Source organism: Longitalea luteola (assembly GCF_017356035.1).
GTDB classification, from domain to species: Bacteria; Bacteroidota; Bacteroidia; order Chitinophagales; family Chitinophagaceae; genus Niastella; species Niastella luteola.
This window is the reverse complement of record NZ_JAFIQX010000017.1, coordinates 1-23,954: the sequence shown is the minus strand read 5'-3', so window position 1 is coordinate 23,954 and position 23,954 is coordinate 1. Positions and strand designations below refer to the sequence as shown.

General features: G+C 41.1%; 20 protein-coding genes. 6 read left to right on the top strand and 14 right to left on the bottom strand.

All coding sequences use genetic code 11. The features are described from left to right. Positions 1-36: 36 nt before the first annotated feature. Positions 37-894 carry a DUF8832 domain-containing protein gene (locus JUB15_RS27080; RefSeq protein WP_207515799.1) on the top strand — a complete coding sequence of 286 codons (858 nt, stop codon included), beginning with the start codon at positions 37-39 and terminating at the stop codon, positions 892-894. Between the two features lie 48 nt (positions 895-942). On the opposite strand, the gene JUB15_RS27075 is transcribed toward JUB15_RS27080, so the two are convergent. Beyond that, on the bottom strand, positions 943-1,878 hold the full coding sequence (locus tag JUB15_RS27075) for a YihY/virulence factor BrkB family protein (protein WP_207515798.1): 936 nt from the start codon (positions 1,876-1,878) through the stop codon (positions 943-945). 52 nt (positions 1,879-1,930) lie between these two features. Next, positions 1,931-2,272: a hypothetical protein gene (locus JUB15_RS27070; RefSeq protein ID WP_207515797.1), complete on the bottom strand. Its 342-nt coding sequence runs from the start codon at positions 2,270-2,272 to the stop codon at positions 1,931-1,933. A gap of 271 nt (positions 2,273-2,543) precedes the next feature. On the opposite strand from JUB15_RS27070, the gene JUB15_RS27065 reads away from it, so the two are divergent. Next, positions 2,544-3,584, top strand: a complete 1,041-nt coding sequence (locus JUB15_RS27065; protein ID WP_207515796.1) for a hypothetical protein — start codon at positions 2,544-2,546, stop codon at positions 3,582-3,584. Positions 3,585-3,740: 156 nt separating this feature from the next. Further along, positions 3,741-4,625 carry an AadS family aminoglycoside 6-adenylyltransferase gene (locus tag JUB15_RS27060; protein WP_207515795.1) on the top strand — a complete coding sequence of 295 codons (885 nt, stop codon included), beginning with the start codon at positions 3,741-3,743 and terminating at the stop codon, positions 4,623-4,625. A gap of 67 nt (positions 4,626-4,692) precedes the next feature. Here the strand turns inward: JUB15_RS27060 and JUB15_RS27055 are convergent, their stop codons facing one another. The 8 genes from JUB15_RS27055 to JUB15_RS27020 all read right to left on the bottom strand — a co-directional run bounded on the left by JUB15_RS27055 (position 4,693) and on the right by JUB15_RS27020 (position 16,010). Next, on the bottom strand, positions 4,693-5,781 hold the full coding sequence (locus JUB15_RS27055) for an alpha/beta hydrolase (RefSeq protein ID WP_207515794.1): 1,089 nt from the start codon (positions 5,779-5,781) through the stop codon (positions 4,693-4,695). A gap of 144 nt (positions 5,782-5,925) precedes the next feature. Beyond that, positions 5,926-6,723, bottom strand: coding sequence for a hypothetical protein (locus JUB15_RS27050; protein ID WP_207515793.1), 798 nt, complete (start codon positions 6,721-6,723; stop codon positions 5,926-5,928). A gap of 509 nt (positions 6,724-7,232) precedes the next feature. Next, positions 7,233-7,673, bottom strand: coding sequence for a response regulator (locus tag JUB15_RS27045; RefSeq protein WP_207515792.1), 441 nt, complete (start codon positions 7,671-7,673; stop codon positions 7,233-7,235). A 9-nt stretch (positions 7,674-7,682) separates the two neighbouring features. Next, a complete protein-coding gene (locus tag JUB15_RS27040; RefSeq protein ID WP_207515791.1) occupies positions 7,683-12,599 on the bottom strand; it encodes a PAS domain-containing protein in 4,917 nt (1,638 codons plus the stop codon). A gap of 432 nt (positions 12,600-13,031) precedes the next feature. Further along, positions 13,032-14,615: a SulP family inorganic anion transporter gene (locus JUB15_RS27035; RefSeq protein WP_207515790.1), complete on the bottom strand. Its 1,584-nt coding sequence runs from the start codon at positions 14,613-14,615 to the stop codon at positions 13,032-13,034. Positions 14,616-14,678: 63 nt separating this feature from the next. Continuing rightward, positions 14,679-14,978 carry a hypothetical protein gene (locus JUB15_RS27030; protein ID WP_207515789.1) on the bottom strand — a complete coding sequence of 100 codons (300 nt, stop codon included), beginning with the start codon at positions 14,976-14,978 and terminating at the stop codon, positions 14,679-14,681. 259 nt (positions 14,979-15,237) lie between these two features. After that, on the bottom strand, positions 15,238-15,648 hold the full coding sequence (locus JUB15_RS27025; RefSeq protein WP_207515788.1) for a response regulator: 411 nt from the start codon (positions 15,646-15,648) through the stop codon (positions 15,238-15,240). Between the two features lie 2 nt (positions 15,649-15,650). Continuing rightward, positions 15,651-16,010 carry a hypothetical protein gene (locus tag JUB15_RS27020; RefSeq protein ID WP_207515787.1) on the bottom strand — a complete coding sequence of 120 codons (360 nt, stop codon included), beginning with the start codon at positions 16,008-16,010 and terminating at the stop codon, positions 15,651-15,653. Between the two features lie 202 nt (positions 16,011-16,212). Here JUB15_RS27020 and JUB15_RS27015 point away from each other — a divergent pair, with 202 nt between their 5' ends. Next, positions 16,213-16,983, top strand: coding sequence for a PAS domain-containing protein (locus tag JUB15_RS27015; protein ID WP_207515786.1), 771 nt, complete (start codon positions 16,213-16,215; stop codon positions 16,981-16,983). A 122-nt stretch (positions 16,984-17,105) separates the two neighbouring features. Here JUB15_RS27015 and JUB15_RS27010 read toward each other — a convergent pair whose 3' ends face one another. Together JUB15_RS27010 and JUB15_RS27005 are read right to left on the bottom strand one after the other, a co-directional pair. Next, positions 17,106-17,855 (bottom strand): glucose 1-dehydrogenase, encoded by a 750-nt coding sequence (locus JUB15_RS27010; protein WP_207515785.1) that lies wholly within the window; start codon positions 17,853-17,855, stop codon positions 17,106-17,108. A 113-nt stretch (positions 17,856-17,968) separates the two neighbouring features. After that, a complete protein-coding gene (locus JUB15_RS27005; RefSeq protein ID WP_207515784.1) occupies positions 17,969-18,559 on the bottom strand; it encodes a Crp/Fnr family transcriptional regulator in 591 nt (196 codons plus the stop codon). A 135-nt stretch (positions 18,560-18,694) separates the two neighbouring features. On the opposite strand from JUB15_RS27005, the gene JUB15_RS27000 reads away from it, so the two are divergent. Continuing rightward, a complete protein-coding gene (locus tag JUB15_RS27000; protein ID WP_207515783.1) occupies positions 18,695-18,946 on the top strand; it encodes a carboxymuconolactone decarboxylase family protein in 252 nt (83 codons plus the stop codon). Between the two features lie 136 nt (positions 18,947-19,082). Then, positions 19,083-19,733, top strand: a complete 651-nt coding sequence (locus JUB15_RS26995) for an HD domain-containing protein (RefSeq protein WP_207515782.1) — start codon at positions 19,083-19,085, stop codon at positions 19,731-19,733. An 850-nt stretch (positions 19,734-20,583) separates the two neighbouring features. Here the strand turns inward: JUB15_RS26995 and JUB15_RS26990 are convergent. Together JUB15_RS26990 and JUB15_RS26985 are read right to left on the bottom strand one after the other, a co-directional pair. Continuing rightward, positions 20,584-21,171 (bottom strand): hypothetical protein, encoded by a 588-nt coding sequence (locus JUB15_RS26990; RefSeq protein WP_207515781.1) that lies wholly within the window; start codon positions 21,169-21,171, stop codon positions 20,584-20,586. Positions 21,172-21,504: 333 nt separating this feature from the next. Next, positions 21,505-23,307, bottom strand: coding sequence for a hypothetical protein (locus JUB15_RS26985; protein WP_207515780.1), 1,803 nt, complete (start codon positions 23,305-23,307; stop codon positions 21,505-21,507). Between the last annotated feature and the right edge of the window lie 647 nt (positions 23,308-23,954).

The window sequence follows — 23,954 nt, the reverse complement described above, 5'->3', positions numbered from 1 at the left end:
ACTTCCTGCAAAGACACTCAAAACCAATCAATAAAAATGGAACACCATCAACATGCAGAGGCAGCAACTGTTTACGCCTGCCCGATGCACCCGGAGGTTACTGGCAAAAAAGGAGATAAATGCCCTACCTGTGGCATGGACCTGGAGCCGGTCAAAAAGGACGATGCCGCCCGATCTGAGGTAACGATCGCTTCAACACCACAGGTTATTGAAGCGGGCCAACCGGTCACACTAAAACTTTCCATAACGCAAAATGGCGAAAAGGTTACGCTGGATATTGCACATGAAATGAAAGTGCATCTGCTGCTGGTAAATGAGGAGCTGACCTGGTTCCACCATATACACCCACAGGAGCAGCCCGATGGCAGCTACGTGGTAACCGAAACATTTCCCGGTGGAGGAAAATATTGGTTGTTTACCGACTATAAGCCGGCCGGCGGTTCACAAAATGTGAACAAGCAGGCAATCGAAGTAAAAGGCGCCCCCTTTTCAAACGCAGCAGCGGCATCTACCAGGTTTGTTTCAACAGTTGACGGCTACACCGTAAGCCTGCAAAACGGAAACGACTTTAAAACAAACAGAACACAAGCGCTTCAATTCACTATAGAAAAAAACGGCAGCAGGCTTGCAGCAAGAGATATAGAAAACTATCTGGGGGCATCGGCGCATATTGTTATGATCGGCAAGGCCGATAAAGACCTTCTGCATATTCACCCGGTTGCCAGCAAGAGCTACCCGATATATGCTGAAACACATGTTGACAAACCCGGCATATACAGGATGTGGGTACAGTTTCAAGTTGCGGGAAAAGTACGAACCGCCGACTTCACCGTTGATGTGCAGGAAGGCGCCAGCGCTGAAACCAGTCATGACCATCATGGCCATAACCATTAACGTTATGGTATTATTCAAGAAGTGATGGATCTGCAGCCACGACGGTTATCAAGATTTGGTTTCCCTTCGATCGTGCTTGTTCTTGCCGGCGGCAGTTTGTTCGTCGGCCAATAAGGCATAGCCCTTCGGGCGAATACCGGTTCCAAAGCGGCCGACATAGGCCTTGGTAAACTCAGCACCAAAATACAGGATCAGGGAGGAATAATACACCCATACCAGCAACACCACGAGTGAGCCAGCCGCACCGTAAGTACTTCCCAGATCACTTTTACTAATATAAAATGAGATCAGGAATCTACCGAGCATAAACAATATAGCCGTAGTAATGGCGCCGGGCCACACCTCCCGCCAGGTTATATAAGCGGCAGGTAACACTTTAAAGATGATAGCAAACAGGAAGACAGCCAGGAACAATGTAAAGGCATAACTAAGAAGAAACATAAACCAGACACCAGCCGCCGGGATCAGTTCACTTATTTTTTTGCCAAGCCCTTCCATAAGAGCGGAAGCAGCCAGAGACACCAGCAGCAAAAATCCGATCCCTGCAATAATTCCAAAAGACAACAAGCGGCTTTTCAGCAAGGTCCTCCAGGTGTTCGTTGGTTTCATCCTGAGGTGCCAAATGGTATTTATAGAATCCTGGATCTCGGTGAATACAGACGTGGCTCCAATGAACAGGGTTACCAATCCGATAACGGCAGCAATGCCACCTTCACTGGCAGCAGCACTTTTAATAAGCTGCTGCACCTGTTGTGCCGCAGAGGAGCCGACCATTTCGTTGATCTGCTCATACAATGATCCTTCCACCGCTTTTTGCCCCAGGATGAGGCCAGCGAGGAAGATAATGACCAACAGCATAGGTCCAAGTGAAAAGATGGTAAAATAAGCCAGTGAGCCGCCCAACTTGGCTACTTTATCTTCGGAGAAGCCTTTGAAGGAATCCTTAAGCAGCGATCCAATCCCTTTGAGTGAAAGCGCTTTCATGTCTTTGTATGAATAATGATCAATTAACAACCCTGCTTAAATATGCAGCCAACTATGGCAATGCATAATAGCGTGTTTCTACAACGACCGGCGGTCTTGTATCGCTTATTACATGTATCTCGTACCAATTATTTGCACGGGCAATGACCCAGGCCCCTAATGGCGCATGGAACATTGCTGATTCACACGACTGTGGAGGCCCCTGCTGACCGGGCGGAAGACCGGGGATCCAGATCTTACATTCACCAGGAGGCGGCAGATGGCCATATGGTATTCCGAGGGCAGTAAAAGGGTAAATTATAACCTCTTCAAAATCATCATCATGATCCTTATCGCAACCGGCAAATAAAAAGGAGCATCCCAGGACAGCAAAAATCAAAAACAGGCGTTTCATTTCGCTGGTATTTTATAAGCTACCAGTTGCAATAATTATTCCTTGCACCAGCGCGCTGCTGATAACACTGTTCTTATTTTGCTCCATACATGACATGTACCCTGTACCCGTCACCGGAATTGGTAATAACCCAGGCGCCAGGCGGTGCATCGCTTGTCATGGCGATACTTCGTTTCATAACGGGCGCATACAGTTGATATTTACAACCAGGAGATTGATTTAACGTATAACAGCAGGCATGCTTTTTATAGTACTTATCAAAAGCATGGTAATGAAACGGTTACTCACAATAGGCGGACTGTTAAGCGCTTTTTTCGCTCACTCGCAGGAAAGTTTATGGTCACCCGATTCGCTATCAACTTCTTCCCCCAACTTTGCCATGAGCCGGTACCATCAGCTGCTGGGATACCATGACCAGTTAATGTACCTGGCCTTCCCCCTCATCGATCCACTTGAAACAAGAAAGATACCGCTGCGGGATGGAGAAGGAAAAAACGGTTATTGGCTGGAAGGAAATTTCTCAAACCGGTTTGTCATTCACAAAGGCAAATACTACAATCCTAAATGGCTGCAGCGGGTTCGGTTTACCTTCGACGTAGGACTTACACCGCGGCTAACGCGAGACGATTCAAGCCCACTACTGCCCTCTAATAACAAATTCGGATTAGGTCTTGACCTCCTTGTAACATCTGTAGGTGGCTTAATAAAAGAACGAACCACGCCAGCCTGGATAACTATTCAGCTATTACATTACTCAAATGGCCAGGCTGATTCCTTTTTTATAAAAGACGAAGACGGTAATCAACGGCACAACTATCGATCCGGAGATTTCAGCACCAATTCATTGCGCATTTTATTTAATGTAGCCAATGTTTCTGCACGCAATCATGTTATATCAACCGCTGTAGGATGGCAGAAAGAAATAGATTTCAAAGGTCCGTTGGGCATGAACGGTGAATTATATAATAGCTATGGAAAGCAACGGCTGTTATTCAGTTTTCAGTGGTTGAAAGCTTCCCGTTTGGTAACCATCAATAATGCACTCAGCTCAAAGGTGAAAAAAGTAACTAAAAAGCGGCAGTTTTCAATCCGGACAGATCTGGAATATATTTTAGGTGACCTGTCAAACTTCACCCTTGAAAACAAGTACCGGCTGGGGGCCCACACTTATTTAACTTATATGCCTTCTATCACCAATGAAGTGGGCTTTTTGATTCACGGTTATGTTGGACGCGACTATTTAAACATCCGCTATGACGACGCGGTGTTTATAGGTGAAGTTGGATTGTATATGAGAATAAATAAAAAGTAACATACTTTCAGGCATTATCACTTTTATTACTACATGCCCAAAACCGAAGATGCGGAGAAATACAAACGCGGCGAACTGTCAGCCGTTTTTGCAACAGGTATGTTTTTGTATATTTACTAATTCTTTTTGGAAATTTTCAATAACGGAAAACAACAGATGAAAGCAAGGGACGAAAAGCTGCAACAAATTATCGATTGGGCCAAAAGCAACAATGATATTCGGGCTGCATTACTAACCAGTTCTCTGGTAAACCCGCTGGCGCCAGTGGACGATTTCAGTGACATCGATATAGATCTCGTTTTTGACAACATTGACCCGTATCAGTATAATAACACATGGGTTTCGATCTTTGGCTATCCGATAACAATGGTTGAGGAAGATGAAACCTTTTTCGATGGAAAGCATGCTATGAAAATGGTGCTTTACAATGACAATGTAAAAGTCGATTTCAAACTTTATAAAAAACCAGAGTTCATAAACGATGCCGGACAACCTGAATTACCTGAAGATTGGGATGTAGGCTATACGATTCTACTTGATAAAGATGGTATTACAAAGGGCATAAAACCACCGACCTATCAATCTGTCCTGATCAAAAAACCCACAGAAAAAAGATTTAAGCAACTGTTAAATGACTTTTGGTGGGATATGACCTATGTAGCGAAATGCCTGGCACGGGACGAACTGTTCTACGCCAAGTTTATGTCGGAGAACATGATGAGAACTGATTATCTGGTCCCCATGATAGAATGGTATATTGCCAGCGCTCATCAATGGAATATAACAACGAACAAACATGGAAGGCTGTTTAAAAAATATTTGCCCTCAGAGCTGTGGAAACGAATTGAAAGAACGTTCTCGGGAAGTGATATTGAAGAAAACTGGAATGCGCTGTTTGCATATGCTGAGATAGCGAGTGAATTAGGTGTTGAACTTGCGCAAAGATTAAACTACACGTATCCTACAGAGTTGGAAAGAAATGTTCGCAAATATCTGGAAGCGGTAAAAGCAAAGGAAGAGACGCGGACAAAGATACTATAATAATCCTAATGGTACAGTTCTCTGCGATGTAATGCAAACCGTGGATAACCAATTGGCTTCGGTGAAATTAATTCCTGTTACCATTTTTTACTTTTAAATACTTGCTTTCATGTCCATCCGGCCACATTACAGTAAGACGATTACCACTAAAAGTAAACGCTATACGCTCATATTCTCTAAGGGAAAATGTGTTTTTTGAAGTGGCGCGTAATTGAAAAGGAAAGTCGGCGGTATATCCATGCAACATTATATAAAGTGCCCTATTTTTCACAAACAAGCGGAACTTTTCATTATTTGCGGAATCTATGTATGTTCCCGAATAAGTTTTAAGCAGCTTTCCTGAAACTTCAATCTCTTTATTTATTTCAGCGTAGGTAACTTTGATCGCTTCCTGTAATACGGCAGGTATTGCCGCTCCATGATTCATTGCAGGCGCCACCCAGGTAGTAACAGGTATTGAAGGAGATTGAGACTGTAGGTACTGCTCAAAGTGTTTTATATTAGCGACTGTTTCACGCTCATACTCACCGGTTGCTAAAAACACCTTTGAGGTTATTCGAACAGCATTCGTTTTATATCGATGAGCCGCCGGTAATAAATGTCTGCCTCCTTCGGCAGGAGCACCTATCAATACAGATGTGAACAACTCAGGTTCGTTAAATAAGGCAAAAGTAGCAAACTTGCCACCAAGTGAATATCCGTATAAAGCACGGTTATCGTTTACTTTCAAATGTGCGTTCGTCCATGGTATAACTTCTTTCTTTAAAGCTTCCAGGAAGGCGTAACCGCCTTTCTCCGGATCAAGATCCCGATCCCGGCGATTAGGCCGATGACCATAACCTATGGCCACTATAACAGGTTCAACGATCCGGTAATCCTGCTTTAAGCTGCCAAAGGCATTGACTGCCGCTGTGAAACTCCAATCGCCATCGGTTAAAAACAATACAGGATAGGAACAATGCGAGCTGTCATATCCGGGCGGAAAATAAACATATATGCGGAAACTATCATTTACTATTGCTGAATGCCAGTCCATCACTTTCCCGTAGGGTAATGTTAACGGGTACAGATTCATACCGACTGGTTGGGCCGAGGCGGTACATATCAATAGTTTAAGAACCATTACTAAAAGCAATTGACGCAACATCGTATTCATAACAGCCAGGATGAGGATGATAATAGCTTATTTAAGTATTTGCGAGCAGGCGAACTAACTAAAAATGCCAAAACACCAGCAGTGCATTGTATAAAAAAGAGACTGCATTTAAACAGCCTCTTTTTTATCTTTTAAACAATACCTCTACTCATTAATTATATAATCTTCCCAGCCGGGTACAGGTGTTGGTGAATCGGGATTAGGACAATAGGAAGGACATCTTAATCCACCATCAGCAATGGGCGCCTTTATAGTTTCTTTACCGTCCAGGCTTTTGTATTCTCTTATGTTGTTATTACGGCCATCTACAGCGACAAAAACAAAAGTTTGCATGGCATTATCATCATAAGCATTAAACACGCGAATGCCTTCGCAACCAGGAACAGCCAGCAACTGATCGAATATTTCCCTGCCATATAAAACTGACTTTATGCCTTCCGGTTCTTCACTTTGCCATTTTTCTACCATTTCCATCGCCTTTTTACGCGAAATGAGTTCTCCCAGATCAGCAATTATGCGGGTAACGCCTTTTTGTTTATCAACAATATACGTTTCCCAGGCCGGTGATTCAATATCGGTGGCGGGGGCAGGACAATACGTAGGACACTTCAATCCGCCATCTGCAACCGGCGCTTCTACCACAACGATACCTTCGGTTGTCGTGACTGAGTAATTCAGGATGTTCTGATTTTTTTCACCAACAGGTACAAATACCAAAGCCTGCTGGCCATTGTCATCAATTCCATTAAAAACGCGTATACCTACACACCCAGGCACCTGCAGTAATTGTTCAAAGATCTTTCTGCCATACAGGAACGATTTAACGGCTTCAGGTTCCTGGTTTTGCCAGGCTTCGATCATTTCCTTTGCTTTTTCGAGCGAAAGCAATGTTCCAATTTTTCTGACTTCTTTTAGGATGGTTCTTCTTACTTGTACTTGCATACAATTCAGTTTAATGATAAAAAGGTTTTTGATCATTAAATATAAAAGAAAACAAAATCGCTTTACTGTATTGTTAAAGTTAAATTATTTCACAAATTATCATGTGCGTATGTTGGTATCATTTAGTATCAACATCCGTTTTTACATCCTCAAATGGAAGACATTAAGTTGTATTGGGAAGTCTGAAACAAGATGTTTAAAACGGTTAAGTTGATCAATTGGCAAACAGTTACATTAATAAAAAAACTAATTCTGACGCTTTTATTAATAGAGATTCTCTAAGTTTCGTGTAGTTTTAACGCGATTGGTATGGTTGTGCACACAATAAATGGGTATCCAGAGCTATACATTGGGATAAGACCCTTTTAGTTGGAATCCAAAATGATAATGGCATTTGGAAAGTACACGAGTATTTTCCAGATCCTGGCGGAGTGACAATGCTGGAGATTTTTCGCATGGGAAAACAGTTAATCTAAAAAGACCTTAGTTTCCAACACAGGTGAAAACTTTTATCTCGATTTAATGTTATCGAAATGACTTATTGCACTTACCCAATCCCCCCCTATGTTATTCGCGATTATTTTAAGTATGGATTTTAGCTCATTGTATTCAGCCGGCTTTGTAAAAAAACAATCTGCTCCCAGGTCAAATGCTATATTTGCCTCTCTTTGGTGAGAAGAAGTCGTATAAATGAAAACGGGTATGTGCCTGTAAGCTTCGCTTCTTTTCAATTGTACCAGACATTCCCACCCATTCATTACCGGCATATTGATATCAAGAAAAATCAAGTGCGGGTATTCTGACGGTTGTTTACTGTCAAGCATGTGCAAAGCAACCCGTCCATTGTCTGCGCAGTAACAGGTTATGGATGGATCAACCGTTCCCAGCGCTTCACAAAACAATTCTCTATCATCGATATCATCATCAGCTAATAAAAATATTGGTTTCATACGACTAACTTAACTTATGGGAAGCGTTATATAAAATTGCGCTCCTTCTCCTTCTTTGCCATTTGCAGTTATATGACCACCGTGCCGCTCCACAATTTTTTTACAAAGGGCAAGCCCCAGTCCTGTACCTTCATATTGGTCTTTTGAATTCAAACGTGTAAAAGTCTTAAATATAATCTCTGCATTGCTTTCGTTAAAGCCAATACCATTATCTGTAACGATGATTTGAACGTATTCCTTCCCCTCATCCAATCTCCTACTGTCTATTTCATCCGGCGTTAATCGCCTTGATAAAATTCTTACAACGGGACTTTCAGCCTGCCTTACAAACTTCAGTGAGTTATTGATTAAATTGTAAAACAACTGGTATAACAACATTCGTGAACCGGTAATGCAAGGAAGTTCTCCTTTTTCAATTATGGCGCTCTTTTGTTGAATAAGCAATTCCAGGTCTGATTCAATTTGTTCCAACACTTCTCCCAGATCCACTGATTCTTTCTTTTGTTCGCTGCCGGTAAGAGACGAGTACGTTAATACACCGTCGATCATGGCATTCATTCGGTTAGCTGCGTTTTCAATTTTTTGCAAAAAACGCTCACCTTGTTCCGGTAAGAATGTACGGTATTCTTCTTTTAAACGGCTGACAAAAGTTCTTATCTTTCGAACAGGTTCTTTTAAATCATGTGAGGCAACATGGGCAAATTGCTGAAGGTCATCGTTGGAGCGATGCAATTCCTGGTTGGCCTGCCGCAGCTCAGATGTCCGGTCTGCAACAAGACGCTCAAGCTTTTCCTCAATTGTTTTTCTTTCCTCAATATTCGTTAATGCGCCAACCCATTTAATGACACTTCCATTTTCATCCGTTACAGGGTTACCCAACACGTAAAACCACTGGTAGCCATTATCTTTTGCTTTTAACTGAAATTCAAACACCACTGGTTGACCACTTTTTATACTTTGCTGCCATTTTGCATATAAAGCCGAAACATGTTGCGGATGAATGTATTTCGCCCACCCATCACCAAATGATTGTTCAGGCGTGCTACCCGTGTAATCGTACCACTGTTGATTAAAGAAATCGCAATAGCCCTCCCTGGTGGCTGTCCAAACCAATTGCGGCAATGATTGCGTTAATGTTCGAAAGCGATTTTCACTTTCTTTCAATGCATCTTCTGCTAATTTAGCTTCCGTAACATCGGCAACGGTACCAACAGTGCGGGTCAGTTGGCCTTGCTCATCAAAAAAGGCTTTCCCGTGTGCCCTTATCCATTTAACGGCACCACTCTTTTTATGAATAATACGATATTCTGTTGCAAAACTTTTATTAACCCTGCCATTTATAATAGATTCAAATAGTTTATTCTGTTCATTTCTGTCATCAGGATATATGCTGTCGAATGCAACAGCAAGGTTGTATTCCTCATTGGAAGCCAGTCCGTATATGGCAGCTATTTTGCCACTGCCAACAACTACCTGGTTCTTTACATCAAAATCCCAGATGCCTAAATTTGTCGCATTGATAGTAAGAGCATACCTTTCCTCGTTTATTTTTAATTGGCTTTCAATCCGAATCCTTTCAGTTATATCACTGGCAGTGCCAAACCATTCAACTATATCGCCTTCTTTATCCAAAATAGGGATCGCTCTTGAAAAGGTCCAGCCCAATGTACCGTCAGCACTGATTACCTGGTGCTCCAGCTCAAATATAGACTTTGTCTTTATCGCCGTGGCAATTGCTTGCTGTACTCTTTCCTGATCTTTTGGATGAATGTATTTATTGACCCAGTCTTTAATAGGTTCTCCGGTATCGGAAATAAATCCGCGGCCCTTCAATTCCTGCATTTGGGTCCAGTCAGGGCTCATCCGATATACCACATCGGAGGTGGCATTCACAAGGGCCCGAAAGCGTTCTTCGCTTTCCCTGATTTTTTCCTGAGCAATTCTTTCATCTGTTATATCATGTGCAATCCCAAATATTCGTTTCGCTTCACCATTTTCATATTTTACCCTACCATGAATGCGAAGCCAATGAACAGAGCCGTCGCCCCAAATAACTCTGGCTTCATAATGTAAGTTGCCCGTTTGTAATGCTATTTCATAGGCTTTGTTCCTGACAGGCAAATCCTCCGGATGCAGTGTATTTAATAAATCGTGATGCGACCATTTCTTTGTCGGATCTAAACCGCAAATAACAGCAAGCCTATCAGAAAAAACAATGGAATGGCGAACCAGGTCTATATCAAAGGTTCCCAATTGTCCTGATTCCACCGCTATGCGAACCCTGGTTTCACTTTCCTCGATTTTTTTTCTTGCTACAACTTGTTGGGTTACATCAATAGAAGTAGCAAGCTGACCCACTATATTGCCTTCATCGTCTTTCATAGGATCAATAGTAACATTAAAATAACGAAGTTCCTCATTGCCGTTTACAAGCATTTGTATCGGCGCCTCCCTGGCTTCGAACCTCCTTTTGGTACGATAAACTTCTTCGTGAATAGGTGCAGCACTTTTACGAAGGTCAGGCCGAACGTCAAACAAAGGTTTGCCTACAACTTCATCTTTTGACAGCTGCCAAATAGCAAGACTATACTGATTGATGTATTCAATTATCAACTCAGGGCCTTTCAAAGCAGCGACCGCGAATGGCACCTCATTAAAAAGATTATAAACATCTCTTAAGGCCTTGTCTCTTTTTTGTGAAATACTGATTTGCGAACGTACCCTTGCTAACAATTCTTTTGCTGAGAAAGGCTTAATAAGATAGTCATCTGCACCAATATCAAAGCCTTCAATCTTAGCCTCCTCTCCTGCTCTTGCAGACACCAAAATGACCGGAAGAGTTGACGTACGTTGCGTGTTCTTAATTGTTTTAAGCAGTTGTATGCCATCCATTACCGGCATCATCACATCACTTACCACGACATCAACTTCCTCTTCTTTTATTTTCAACAGCGCATCCATTCCATTGTTGGCGGTAACTACACTGAAATCTTTACATAAAATGTTCCTGATATGGCTCCGCATATCAGCGTTATCGTCTACTACTAAAATCGTAGGTGCGTTCTTAAAGCGATCTTGCGTATCTGAAGCGACAGGCTTCCTTAATAGTGAATCAGCCTCCTCAATGAACGCGACGGAAACAGCCGTATCGAGATCAGTTTCTTTGTCCACAACATATTCCGCAGGCAAATGATGCTTTCCGGTCGGAATTGAAATGATAAATTCTGTTCCTTCACCGGTCTTGCTTTTCACTGATATATTTCCGCCATGAAGCAATACAAGCTCTTTGACCAGAGAAAGTCCGATACCTGTCCCTTCATAAGTTCTCCCCGTAACATTTTGTACGCGGTGAAAACGCTCGAACATCTTTGGAATTTCTTCTTCCGGTATACCGGTTCCTGTATCTTTGACTTTTAGAATAACACTACCATTTTTTGATTGCAGCGAAATGCTGATACTGCCGTTCAGCGTATATTTAAATGCATTAGATAACAGATTAAGTACAATTTTTTCCCACATTTCTTTATCTACATACACCGGCTGAGAAATTGATTCACAATGAACGTAAAACTGCAATCCGCCATGTTCAATTACAGAACGAAAATTAGAAGCAAGTTCGGACGTATACTGGCAAAGGTCGGTAAGCTGAAATCGGGCTTTGACCTTTCCGGCTTCAATACGACTAAAATCAAGCAGATTATTAACCAGGCGCAACATTCTTAATGCGTTGCGATGTGAGGTTTCTATTGCGTCTTTATGTTCAGTTACAATTTCTTCTGTTTTTCTGTTAAGCAATTGCTCAAGCGATCCGAGAATTAAAGTTAAAGGTGTACGGAATTCATGTGAAATATTAGTAAAAAAGGCTGTTTTGGCTTTATCAATTTCGGCCAGGGCTTGCGCACGTTTACGTTCTTCTTCATAAGCCAATGCATTGTTGACTTCCGTGGATATTTGATCGGCTATTAATTGTACAAATTGCTTGTATAGTTCATCGAATTGCCTGTAAGGGTTCAATGCAGCCGACAATATAGCTATTGGAGTTTTTCTGCTTTGACTAACGATTGGCAGATGAATAAATTTTGTCGCTTCAATGTCCCAGCCACCTTTCGGCAAAGCCTTTCTATTTTCCTTATTCTCAAACACAACCAGAGCATTGGTGGAATATGCTTTACAAATGCTTATTGAATCGTCGGCTGAGCTATCCAGATTGATCCATGATGGAAAGAATTCTTGCGCATCCGTTGTTCCTACGTATGAAATCGGAATGGCCTTATTTTCTTCCGCAACAATTTTATAAATGATCGCAAAAGGAAAATCTTTGTTATTTCCTTGCAGCACTTTTGCTGCAGATGCCAACACTTCATCTACTGTTTTGGAGGTTCTGTCAAGATTTCCTAATTCACGCAATGTTTGCAATTGACGTTCGTTCAGAACAGTCTTTGTGGTTTCGATTACCGCATTAAAAACACCTTCCACCTTTCCACCTTCGCCATAAATGGGAGTAAATGTAAAATTGAAATAACACTCCTCCTGATAGCCGTGACGGTTCATGGGAAGAAAAGCGTCTTTGGAACCGCCCGGTACGCCACTGAAAGCCTTTCTGAACTGAGGTTCTATTGCGTCCCATATTTCGGGCCACACTTCCTTTGCAGGTTTGCCCAATGCCCACGGATGTTTGTTGCCAGGTATTGGACTCCATGCATCGTTATAAAGAAGGATAAGATCATTTCCCCAGTAGATCGCAATGGGAAAATTGGAATTAAGGCAAATACTAAGGGTTGAACGCAAACTTTGAGGCCAGCCGATTGGATTTCCTAACGGAGTTTTTGACCAGTCTTTTTCTCGAATAAATCGCCCCATTTCACCTCCGCCGGATAAATAGTCCGGGATAGTGTTATCTGTATTCTGAATTAAACGATGTTCCATACTTAAAGTCACTCAAGTTACGAAATTGCACCAATCCCCCTGAGTATTAATCGGGTTAGCATGAAGTTGGTCTTAAACATTAAATGCCGGCCCATATCAATTCAAACACAGTTAGGTCACATTTTTTAGGAAATTTTTTGTTGCAATGCCTTCACATCACCGCTAAGATTTCTTAGTTACATACATTCGTGCAAGCTGGCAGCTTCGATAAAACAGAATATCATAACATGTAATTTATTATTTATATTTAATCCTTTAGGAATAAATCAATGAGATAATAAACTACAATCTTTGTAAATGAACAGTAAACCAGTTGCTAACGATGAACCCTATTTTAATTAAGCTACTTGTCAGGGCCTTAAACCAAAAGCCGCGATGTTTCTACATCGCGGTTTTATTTTTTGGCAACGCGGGTGGTATTGAGGTAAGCTCTCAAACATTTGCATATTTATCTGAGTGAACAATATTGTTTTTAAAGGCTGATGCAGGCTCAGAAGTTACAGCGTACATGTTGTTTACACCATAAGAGTCTTTGAAGCCCATTAACTGACAATCAATTTGTTTTTCGGGAGCCTGTATGTCTTTAAACTCCCTGATCAGTTCCAGCACATCAAAATCAATGTATTTTGCATTGCTGGCATCGATGATCACTTTTGAATGCGCCGGAAGATGCTGCAGTGTCATCTTTATACTTGCTTTATTCAGGAACGAAACTTCCTCTGAAAGATGGATTTTTATGATCTCTCCGTCGTGATATTTTTCTTTGTGAAAATAATAGGCGTTTTTCATATTTAAATAAAGAATGCTGGCTGCACTGGTAACGAGCCCCAATGCCACACCCTTAAGCAAATCGGTAGCAACCACTCCCACAATGGTTATTATGAAAGGAAGAAATTGATAGATCCCACTGCGGTACATCTTTTTAAATATCTCGATGCGCGCCAGTTTATATCCTGTAACGATAAGGACGGCCGCCAACGAACCCAAAGGAATTCTGTTAAGCAGTTGAGGCACCAGTGCGCATGATGCCAGCAACAGCAGCCCATGCGTAATGGTGGATGCTTTTGTTTTTGCTCCCGCCTGCACGTTGGCAGAAGAACGCACTATGACGCTTGTAAGCGGCAAGCCGCCAAGCAGTCCGGAAACCATATTACCAACACCCTGCGCTTTTAATTCCCGGTTTTGGTCGGTCACCCTGCGTAAAGGGTCCATCTTATCTACTGCATCAATACAAAGCAATGTTTCAACAGAAGCCACTACCGCTATGGTAGCGGCTGTTATCCATACATCGTCATTCCATATTGAAGAAAATTCGGGTAAGGTAAAAAAATTCAGGAAATCTGTTACAGTATCGGCCACGGGCACATTTACGAGATAGCGGCCTTCAAGGGCCATTTCCGGATAAAGAAGGACAAAGACCTGGTTCACGATAACGCCCAGGATAACTGCTGCAAGGGCGCCCGGTATTAGCCTGATTTTGTTTACCAATTTTTTCTCCCAAAATATGAGCACAAGGAAAGCCAACAGTGAGATAATTGTTACCCCGAGATGAAAGTTTGATAACAGATCACTAACACTATTTATTGCAGTTGTTGTTTGATAATAACCCACTACATGTGGAAGCTGTTTCATGATTATGATAATGCCTATACCGGTAAGCATTCCTTTAATAACACTTCCCGGGAAGTAATTGGCTACACTGCCAGCTCTTAGCATACCGAGCACAAACTGTAAGGCTCCGGCAAGAAATACGGAACATAGGAAGATCTGAAACGATCCAAGCGTCGCAATGCCTGTCAGTACAACAGCAGTTAAGCCTGCTGCCGGGCCACTGACGCTCAGGGATGAATTGCTTATGGAACCTATAACAATACCCCCAATTATTCCGGCAATCATGCCGCTAAAGAAAGGAGCCCCTGAGGCAAGCGCGATACCTAAGCACAATGGGACAGCCACAAGAAATACAACTATACCTGAAGAGATGTCATTCTTTATTGAATTAAACACACCTTTCATGTCTTACCGTATTTATGGTTAAGCAAATTTTGAAAAACAGTCGATTGATTCAGGAGACGTTTGCTAATGCAGACCTACATTGGGAGGAGGGAAAGACGGTTCCATTTCATGAGAAGAAGCAGCTGTATAAGGATGGATAATATACCTGGCACTCTTTGCCGAATTACATGCTATAGCGAAATAAGTTACTACAGCAGATTCTTCCTCAAACTTTTCTTTCGAATCAAGTTGCTGGCATTTGGTATCGCTTTCTTCGAACGGCACGGCAAAGATGCTGTGCCGGTTCTCACTATATTGAGCCGGGCAGCCTGACACTTTTATTCCTATTGCCAGGAAAAACAGTACCGCGATCAACTTTTTCATTGTGATCGGTTATAATAACCGGCTCAACAAAAAGTATGCAAACCCGATAGCAACGCCCATGTCATTACAAAATGGCATTCAGCCTGTATTTTTGCCATATATTACCAGCTGGCAAACCGATTTCATAGCCGTCTTATTATTTACCAAAATGTCAAAATTACCTGCAATATTGACAATATATCGCTTTTGTGGATGCGTCCACCATTCAATATTCCCATTAGCCGGTTTAACTGCATAGGCAGGATGTCATCGAAGTGGATTAATTGTGTGATTCTAAAGCAATATCGAAAAAGGTTCTGGCTATCTCAAGATGTCTTGAAAAAGTGGTCGGTTTTATAAAACAATCTAATGCGCCATTTTTTTTGAACTGTGCCTTTTGCTGATCGTTTATAGATGTGCTATATATAACAATCTTTATAGAAGATGAGAGGTTCTTTATTTTGATTTCCGATAAAGTTTCATACCCGTTTAGCACGGGCATGTTATAATCCAGGATGATAAGCTGGGGAAAATGGTCAGGCTCCAAGCTGCTCAAATGCTTTATCAGTTGTTTGCCGTTTGAGAATTGTAAGATACCTTCGTCAATGCCTAAATGTTTAAAAGCCTGTAACATTAAAAATCTATCTTCCTCATCATCATCAACAAGGTAAATTTTAATGTCCTTTTTCATTTCTAAGGCGTGTTACTTTTTTGCATTGATTTATATAAGTCCTGTATTTTAGTTTCCAGATCTGCGATCTTCACATATACATTTTGTATCGGTTGGTCAAGATTTGAGCTGATAACATATTCCACAAGCCATACTTCATATATTATATCTGGAGACAATTCTATTAAAGGATATTGGTCTTTGTACTTTAATGTATCGGAAATGAGCTGCAGACTTTTCCGGTCACTGAGCTTGTTTACAATTCGTCGCAATAAGATGCCGTTCCTTGTAACTAACAGGTACACATTCCCATCTCTGATGTCTTCCAAATTCAATACCCAGCTACCCACTACTTTATCGCCATAAGAAAATTTTGGCTCCATAGCGTTGGTTGTTACATTCTTTGAAGGTAGCTGCCTGGTTACTCTGGTTGACATAAAATGTTAATTCTGTACAGTATTCTGCGTAAGGGGCATGGTTGTTTGCTCTATGAAAAGAGCAGAAGAATAGAAGAAGATAGATAATTAAAAATTATCGGTTATGGAACAAAAGAATAAAGACAGGCAATATGTAACGGAAAGGTTTATGTTTTCAGATACTGATCTTTGCAGGCTGATTATAGAACATTCAAATGATATGATTATTGCTACCGACAAAAATTTACAGATCACCATGGTAAATAAAGTAGCTGAAGACAAACTGGGCCGTGCAATAAATGATGCGTTTCAAAAAAACCTGTTTTACTTTTTCCCCGAAGCAAGGTATGGGAGTGCTATTTTTCAGCATCTTGAATCTGTTCTTAAGGGCCGCTCCCTTGTACGCACCTTTCCTATGAAAAAAGCCAACCAGTATTTTGAATGGAAGATTATGCCTTTGCATGATACGCGAGACCAGTTGCACGGTATACTATGTATTATCAAGGATATTTCGAACAGCGTTCAACAGGAAAACAGGATTTCCGAATTGAACAGGGTCTTGCTGGAGAAGCAATTATTGTTGAATAACCGGGCAAAGATGGCAGAAACTATCATTGACGCCAGCAATGACCTAATTATGATACTCGATAAAAAGTTGGTACTTGCTGCTGTCAATAAAGCCCTATCAAAATGCTGCGGAAAAACGGCGGATGAATTGAAAGGAAAAAATATTTTTGAATGTTTTCCGAATTTGAAAGATTCTGAAGTGCACCTTAAGATCAACGCTGCCTTTGACGGCACACCTTCATGGATCAGAAGTGCGTCAGACCTGGTAGAAAATTGTCGTTTTGATATATTCATTACGCCCTTTTCGTTTCAAGAAATGGTATATGGCGTGTTGATCATCGCACATCGGTTAATGCGCGGGGAAAGTGAATAATTTTAATCAACATAATTACACTATTGCGGGAGCCGGTTCTCTGGCTCCCGTTTTCTATTAATGTGTGGGAAACCCCGTGCTCTCCTTCATTTTTAACCGTCATAAATTTGAAGTATTGACGTTTACAGATCTCTCAGACCGCCGTCGAGAAGGATTTCGGCACCAAGCATAAACGCAGAGTCATCTGAAGCGAGATATAATGCTGCTGCAGCAATTTCTTCCGGTGTTCCCAGTCTTTTTACGGGTGTGAAGTTGCCCATGCTTTCCGCCATTGCTTTTGCTTCCTCTGCATTGTTTGTTATAGTAGTAAACAAGGGAGTGTCGATGGGACCAGGTGTCAGCGTATTGACCCTGATCCTGTTGTTGAGCAGTTCGGCGGAGAAGCTTCTGGCCAATGAACGCGTGGCAGCCTTAGTAGCCGCATAAGCAGCATGATTTGGAATGCCCTTTCCATTTACAGTAGAGGAAACGAGGATCACAGATGCGCCCTCATTGAGCACCGGCAATGCCTTTTGCACCGTGAAGAAAGTTCCCTTAAAATTGATGTCGCTCACTTTGTCAAACATTTCCTCAGTAAATGTAGCAAGCGGCCCTATTATATACACGCCGGCATTGGCCACCAACACATCAATACGTCCATAGTTTCTGTCGATGGTTTGATAAATGCCTGTAAGTTGTGAAAGATCAGACACATCGCCTGGCAGCCCCACGGCATCGTGTCCAATTTCCTGCACTGCTTTATCAAGCGTGGCCTTGTTTCGGCCAGTTATAATGACCCGGGCTCCTGCTGCCGCAAATGCCTTTGCAATACCCAATCCGATACCGCTGCCGCCACCAGTGACAACAGCTACTTTGTTTTGTAATTTTTGCATGTTTCAATCTTTTACTATTATCGATATTGACTATGCAAAAATCACTTTCTGAAAAACCTTAAAAAATGAACCAGGCTAATAAAAAACGTTGAACTGGTTCAACTTTTTTGGCGCTATCCTTTTGACCTAAGCTTTTGTTTTCTAATGCGGGAAAGAAACTCGGTAGTCATACCAAGATAAGAGGCAATAACATATTGAGGGAACCGGTTTGCCATTTCAGGGTACTTTTCTATCAACAGATCATATCGCTGTTCGGCCGACATAGTGAGGCTTGTAATAACGCGTCTTTGCATAAAAGCTGCGGCGCGTTCAGCAATCATCCTGAAAAAGGTTTCATATTTATAATTTGATGCTTTTAATCGCTGTTCATCTTCAAAACTGATCTGCAAGAGCGTACTATCCTCGACCGCCATCACAAACATACTGGCAGGCTGCTGAAACATGTAACTGTTATAATCCGATATCCACCATTCTTCAATGGCCAGCTGTATGGTATTGTCCTGGTCATCCTCTGCCACTACGTAAGCTCTTACAGCGCCTTTGAGTACAAAATACCGGTGACGGGCCACAAAGTTCGGCTGTATGAGGAATTGCCGCTTTTTGACTTTCACTTCTTTAAAAGCTGATGCAAAGTGGGCCAATTCTTCATCATTTAGATCAACATATTTTCGAACATAGTTTTCTATGGAGGGAGTAGGCTGCATGCAAAACCTTTTCTGCCAAAATTAGGAGATTTCGAACGAAAGTGCTGGCCTGCATTGCGAAACACATTTCTTAAACCAGTTTAAGCAGATAAATAACTCCTGTGTGGAACTTTGTCAATATAAAACGTTTAATTTATGATAAAGTCAATTAAGCATCGCTTAGATGTATGGAAAGAAGAACCATTATACTGGGAGCAAATCGCTGCAATGGATCAACGGCTGTATGGCTCTTCAATACCCAGGTCACTGATAGAGCTGATCAAGATCAGGGTTTCTCAAATTAACAAATGTGTTTTTTGTATTGATTATCATACCCATGAAGCTTTAAAAACAGGAGAACTGCCGCGCAGGATCTTTGCGCTTTCCGCATGGGAAGGTTTCATCTGAAACGCCATGGTCAAGGAAATAGCCGATCTAATCGTGCTGGTATGTCATATCAATTTTATGAATCGTGTGGGTATTTCCACCAAAACTATACCCGTTTAAGTGAAGTGATGCAAATTATTGATTAAAATGAAACGTTATGACAACGAAGCTGCCTAAAACTGTTGCCGGTATCAAAATACCTGACAGCATTATTGCCCGTCAGGCTACGGAATTATTGCTCGAACATGGAAGCGAATTATTGTATAATCATTCATTGCGAACTTATTTATTTGCATCGTTAAATGGCGAGCAAAGAAAGCTCACGTACGACCCTGAACTTTTGTATGTCAGCGCGGCTTTTCATGATCTGGGGCTTACTTCACATTACAGTAGTCCTGACAAATGTTTTGAGGTAGACGGGGCGAATGCGGCCCGTGAATTTCTCAGAAGCCATGGAATGCCAAAGCAGACACTACAGCTCGTATGGGACGCTATCGCCTTGCATACGATACCTGGGGTCGCGCCCCATAAAGAGGCGGAAGTCTCGTTATTAAATTATGGTGTGGCACTGGATGTGGTTGGCAGGGGATACGACCAGTTGTCTGCAGAAAATCGGGAAGAAATCGTTAGACAATTTCCACGTACCGGCTTTAAGAAAAAGATCATTCCTGCGTTTTTTGAAGGCTTCAAACACAAACCTGAAACTACGTATGGTACTATCAATGCCGACATCTGTGCCTTTATGATCCCGAATTTTGAAAGAAAGAATTTCTGCGATGCTATTATTCATTCGCCATGGAGCGAGTAACCGGTATGCTAAAACTGACAGAAAAAAGACAGTAACGCATAAAAAATCCTATAAATCGCAACCCGGATTTTCAAAAGGGAACAAGGGCAGCCATCCGGCTGCCTTTCTTTATTGCCCAACGGTACACTGTCATCCGCACACCTGATATCAGTCAGACTGGTCCGTTAGTAAGGTCATACGTTCTGGAAAATCCAGGCAATAGTTTTACATCATCAATTTGTTCATCACCCAACGACATACAATGAAACGCTTTTTTCTGCATATAACGCCTGTCGCTGTTGCCTTTGTCATATTCATAAGCAGTCTGTTCACTTCCATTAACAGCTTAAGCCAGCTAAAATAACGCTCCAATGGCCCCGCCAAACTTACTGTGGAAGGAACTTACAATATCCACGATTGGGATATTACATCCGAAAATGGTGTTTGTTCAGCTGAGTTCATGTTTACTTCTTCCTGATTTATAGGCGGTCTTTGACGAGAGCATAAGCGCTTGCACATCTTTGATGAGTGCAGCGATATTTTCTTTTTTAACACTTAACATTTCTTTTTTCACCCGGGGATCTTTCTCTAACCTGGCCCCCATTTCCAGGAAAAACCTGTCTGTCCAGGTAAGCCCGGCGATATGACATTAATTAATAAAGTAAATGATAATTGTCAAGCCGCAACAAGGGAATCATTGTAGATTTTTACAGTTGCACAGACTCCGCATGAACGAAAACATGATGCTAAAAAGTAAAAAGCGTCGAGGAAGCAGAAAATGATAGGATAAACGTTCAATCTATGCAGGATATCGCATGCATAAAGCGTTATCAGAATCGACCGAATTTACTTGGATCAGATATGCAATGGATCACTTTCTGTGACCTGTCAAAGCAAGTCCTGCACGTTTTCCTAATGAATATGCCCAGGCACTAATTCTCAGGACATTATCCCGGCTTAAGCCATACTTGTGGTAAATAAAACCACCCGCAACAATAGCACCTACCTGGCTCCAGAATTGATAATGGCTTATACCATCCCTCTTTGCGGGGATGGAAGGACCTAATATATTTTCAAGAATAAAATAAACCATCACAGTAGGCAGCAGGCACACAAAAACAAAGCATACCACCCAAATTACTATCCACCACCAATTGCGGTATGCTCTCAAAACGATCATGATCCCTTTGAGAAAAAAGACCAGGCTACTGATTAAATAGGCCAGAAACATTACCGCGATCACTTGTTCCCAACCTTTCAGGCTTGCAAAGAATTTAGAATCATTAAGGATAAAATATGCTGCAAAAAGCGAACTACTATAAATAAATGCAAGTAAAAACCATGTACCAATGGTTTTTAAAAGAACTCCCATAAATTTAGCAGATTCCTCTTCTGCCTTCTTTCTTCTCCGCTTTTCTTCAGGGCTTTCCTCATAGTACTGCATGCTTTCGAGATCCATACACGAATTTTTTTCTGAATAAAAAAACTCCTACGGACGCTAAATTAGGTTGTAACGCTGCTACCCTAACCGATAAATAACAATATCTATTCATAACGGCAGTATCATAACCTTAACAGATTTCGTAATTTAAATAAAAAGCTGGTTTGATCAGTATTGTAGTTCACCTTTTTTTAACAGCATCCAGACAGGCAGCCACTCCGAAGTCGTGGAGTTTGGGAAGTCCAGGATCAACATCTTTTGAATTAAATATATAAAATAGCGCATAAAATTGTTGATAAATAAAGTTTTTATGCGCTATTCATTACGATAATAGCAGGTTGCGCACGCAATCTATTTTTTCGAACTCAAAAGCTCGGTAATATTCACCGAATACCCTAACTGCATTTGGGTAAAGGCTTGTTTTGTATTGCTTAGATTGACGAAATGGTTGTATCGGAAAAACAGTTTGTTTCGTGATTCCCTGCCAGAATAGTACATTAGTGTGATTGCCGGACAAGCCCAAAACTCCCATTCACGATTGGCAATACCTGAACTTGCTTTCAAGTTTTGGACAAAAAAAGGAAGCCCTATGGTCATATTAAAATTTCTATGCCGACTAAACCCAATCATCGGTTCAATATATATTTGGTTGTGTGTCACAGTACTAACGATTGTATCCATCGCGGTTTTGGCACTATCTTTAAAATAGGTATTGAGCACTTTGGAGCCTATAAAGTTATATCCAACATTTAGCTGTATATCTTGGATCAATCGCTGCGGATAGGGAGATTTAACCCAATGGAGCACATTGTATTTCAAACCCAATGAATAATTAGACCGCTGAAATAAGTCCTTTCGATTTATACTATCTCCATTTAAAATTGGGGTGCCTTTAAAATCATTATCGAATTTGGATAAACCGCCATAAAATGAAACATAATTACTAAAAATAAGTGCTTTGTTAGCAGCGTTGCGTGTATTGGTAATAAACTTGGCGTTAGCTGTAATTTGAGCAAGCCCATTAGCATCACCTGAAATGCCTTTTACATCGGTAAAAACAGAAACATCAAAATAGGAATTAATTGAAGTACTTTCCTTTATCTCATATTCTCGATTACTGCTATCGCGGGTCAAAGTAATATCAAATTGGGCATACGGTAAATCGCCATAGGATCGTATGGGCGTGTAAGAAATTACTTGCTTTAAAAAAATATATCTAGCTGAATCAGTCCCTTCTCTGTATAATTTATCCTCCCAACGTTCTCCCAAATGAACTATATCAATAGGTGCCTTTTTATTTCTAAAAACTCCGATATCTGTTTTAACAATTATTTCATTTATCAACCCTTCACTTACATTTATTCTAACCTCTTTAATATTCGCCAGATTAATTTCTACAGTATCTTTTTTTGCAAGGCTATCTTTTGCAGATAAAAAATTTTCCTTACTGCCTTTATCAATATCATAAATCCTTTCAGGATCTATAGCGAAATTCTTTTTCCGCTTTTTGTTCACCTCTACCGCTACGTCTTCAAGCCTGATCTTAGCAATCACAGAGAGAGAATCATCCTTCTTTGCAAGCTCAGTTTCCTTTTTAGCGATCTCAGCTTCCTTTTTAGCCAGCTCGCTGATATATGTAGATAGCTTCTGTTGATAATCATTCTTTAATGAATCCGACACCGCTTGTAATTTATTTTTGGATGTATCTAACTTTCTAACTACGTCTTGTAAAGAATCTGCATTCTGCTTGAGGTCTTGTGTTCGTCTTTTTAAATCATCAAGAGCGGCTTTTTGCTTATTGTATTGCTCTTGCAAAGATGTTATTTGTTCTTTAACCCCACTTAACTTTTTTTCCTTTTCAGCAATTTCAGATTGCCTTTCTGCGAGCGCCTTGTTTCTGTCATGCTTAATGGCTTTTATTTCATCTTCAATTGCTTCCTTGATTTTTGTAAGGCCATTAATTTCGTCTACCGTCGGCTTTGTTAATGTTTCAGTATTTTTTTCAATCGATTTCAGTAATGCTGTATCCGATTTAATGTCTTCTACTTTTCCCGTATCTGTCACGTTGGGCGAGGCTTTAGATGTGCCTTGAGAATAAGAGTATGAAAAAAAAAGGCATAAAATAAACGACAGGGAAACTTTCATTGCGCTCATACCGGTTAAATTAAGGGTTAAAAAATATTGACTTGTAATTCCAAAGTTTTAATTTTTCTCCTTTTTAAATACGGGTGTTTTTCACGTATTTGATTTATTTGTTCGTTGCAAGGCGGGTGATCTCAATGGCGTGATAGGGTACACTTAGAATAAAGTGCTTAGATTTTCGTGCTGGTGGGTCAGGAGGGAATAATTTAGCCAATATTAACAGAAGAAAAGTCCTGAAGCGCCTTGTCTAAACGCTTAAACCTTCCAGAATGGGGATCCACATGTGGGGTGATGGTAGCAATTTCTTTCTGAATGGTGTTTTGCTGTTTGCCCTTATAATCTGTAAAATGTCGGCGTAGAATACTGGCGACATCTTTAGTCGAAAAGTTGCTAAATCAGTGTAACAAGTGTAAAACGAGCCATGTGTCACGTCGGAACAAACTGAGTACAACGAAGTGGATTAGCCTCCAGTTCCGGGCGTAGATTAACGGGACCCATAAAACGAAGCTGATTTTTGTATGTCATTAAATGTGTCATTTATGTGTCGTGTAAACAGTGAATGCGTGAAAAACGGATCAGGTTGAAAAGTTGGGGGATTTAGGAGAAAAGTAGTTGTTTTGCAGCCAAATAAAACGGACAAGAAACATTGGAAAAGGACC

Excerpts from the sequence above, each read along its gene's own strand:
- JUB15_RS27080 (WP_207515799.1), top strand. The coding sequence starts at position 37 with ATGGAACACCATCAACATGCAGAGGCAGCAACTGTTTACGCCTGCCCG.
- JUB15_RS27075 (WP_207515798.1), bottom strand. The coding sequence starts at position 1,878 with ATGAAAGCGCTTTCACTCAAAGGGATTGGATCGCTGCTTAAGGATTCC.
- JUB15_RS27070 (WP_207515797.1), bottom strand. The coding sequence starts at position 2,272 with ATGAAACGCCTGTTTTTGATTTTTGCTGTCCTGGGATGCTCCTTTTTA.
- JUB15_RS27065 (WP_207515796.1), top strand. The coding sequence starts at position 2,544 with ATGAAACGGTTACTCACAATAGGCGGACTGTTAAGCGCTTTTTTCGCT.
- JUB15_RS27060 (WP_207515795.1), top strand. The coding sequence starts at position 3,741 with ATGAAAGCAAGGGACGAAAAGCTGCAACAAATTATCGATTGGGCCAAA.
- JUB15_RS27055 (WP_207515794.1), bottom strand. The coding sequence starts at position 5,781 with ATGAATACGATGTTGCGTCAATTGCTTTTAGTAATGGTTCTTAAACTA.
- JUB15_RS27050 (WP_207515793.1), bottom strand. The coding sequence starts at position 6,723 with ATGCAAGTACAAGTAAGAAGAACCATCCTAAAAGAAGTCAGAAAAATT.
- JUB15_RS27045 (WP_207515792.1), bottom strand. The coding sequence starts at position 7,673 with ATGAAACCAATATTTTTATTAGCTGATGATGATATCGATGATAGAGAA.
- JUB15_RS27040 (WP_207515791.1), bottom strand. The coding sequence starts at position 12,599 with ATGGAACATCGTTTAATTCAGAATACAGATAACACTATCCCGGACTAT.
- JUB15_RS27035 (WP_207515790.1), bottom strand. The coding sequence starts at position 14,615 with ATGAAAGGTGTGTTTAATTCAATAAAGAATGACATCTCTTCAGGTATA.
- JUB15_RS27030 (WP_207515789.1), bottom strand. The coding sequence starts at position 14,978 with ATGAAAAAGTTGATCGCGGTACTGTTTTTCCTGGCAATAGGAATAAAA.
- JUB15_RS27025 (WP_207515788.1), bottom strand. The coding sequence starts at position 15,648 with ATGAAAAAGGACATTAAAATTTACCTTGTTGATGATGATGAGGAAGAT.
- JUB15_RS27020 (WP_207515787.1), bottom strand. The coding sequence starts at position 16,010 with ATGGAGCCAAAATTTTCTTATGGCGATAAAGTAGTGGGTAGCTGGGTA.
- JUB15_RS27015 (WP_207515786.1), top strand. The coding sequence starts at position 16,213 with ATGTTTTCAGATACTGATCTTTGCAGGCTGATTATAGAACATTCAAAT.
- JUB15_RS27010 (WP_207515785.1), bottom strand. The coding sequence starts at position 17,855 with ATGCAAAAATTACAAAACAAAGTAGCTGTTGTCACTGGTGGCGGCAGC.
- JUB15_RS27005 (WP_207515784.1), bottom strand. The coding sequence starts at position 18,559 with ATGCAGCCTACTCCCTCCATAGAAAACTATGTTCGAAAATATGTTGAT.
- JUB15_RS27000 (WP_207515783.1), top strand. The coding sequence starts at position 18,695 with ATGATAAAGTCAATTAAGCATCGCTTAGATGTATGGAAAGAAGAACCA.
- JUB15_RS26995 (WP_207515782.1), top strand. The coding sequence starts at position 19,083 with ATGACAACGAAGCTGCCTAAAACTGTTGCCGGTATCAAAATACCTGAC.
- JUB15_RS26990 (WP_207515781.1), bottom strand. The coding sequence starts at position 21,171 with ATGGATCTCGAAAGCATGCAGTACTATGAGGAAAGCCCTGAAGAAAAG.
- JUB15_RS26985 (WP_207515780.1), bottom strand. The coding sequence starts at position 23,307 with ATGAGCGCAATGAAAGTTTCCCTGTCGTTTATTTTATGCCTTTTTTTT.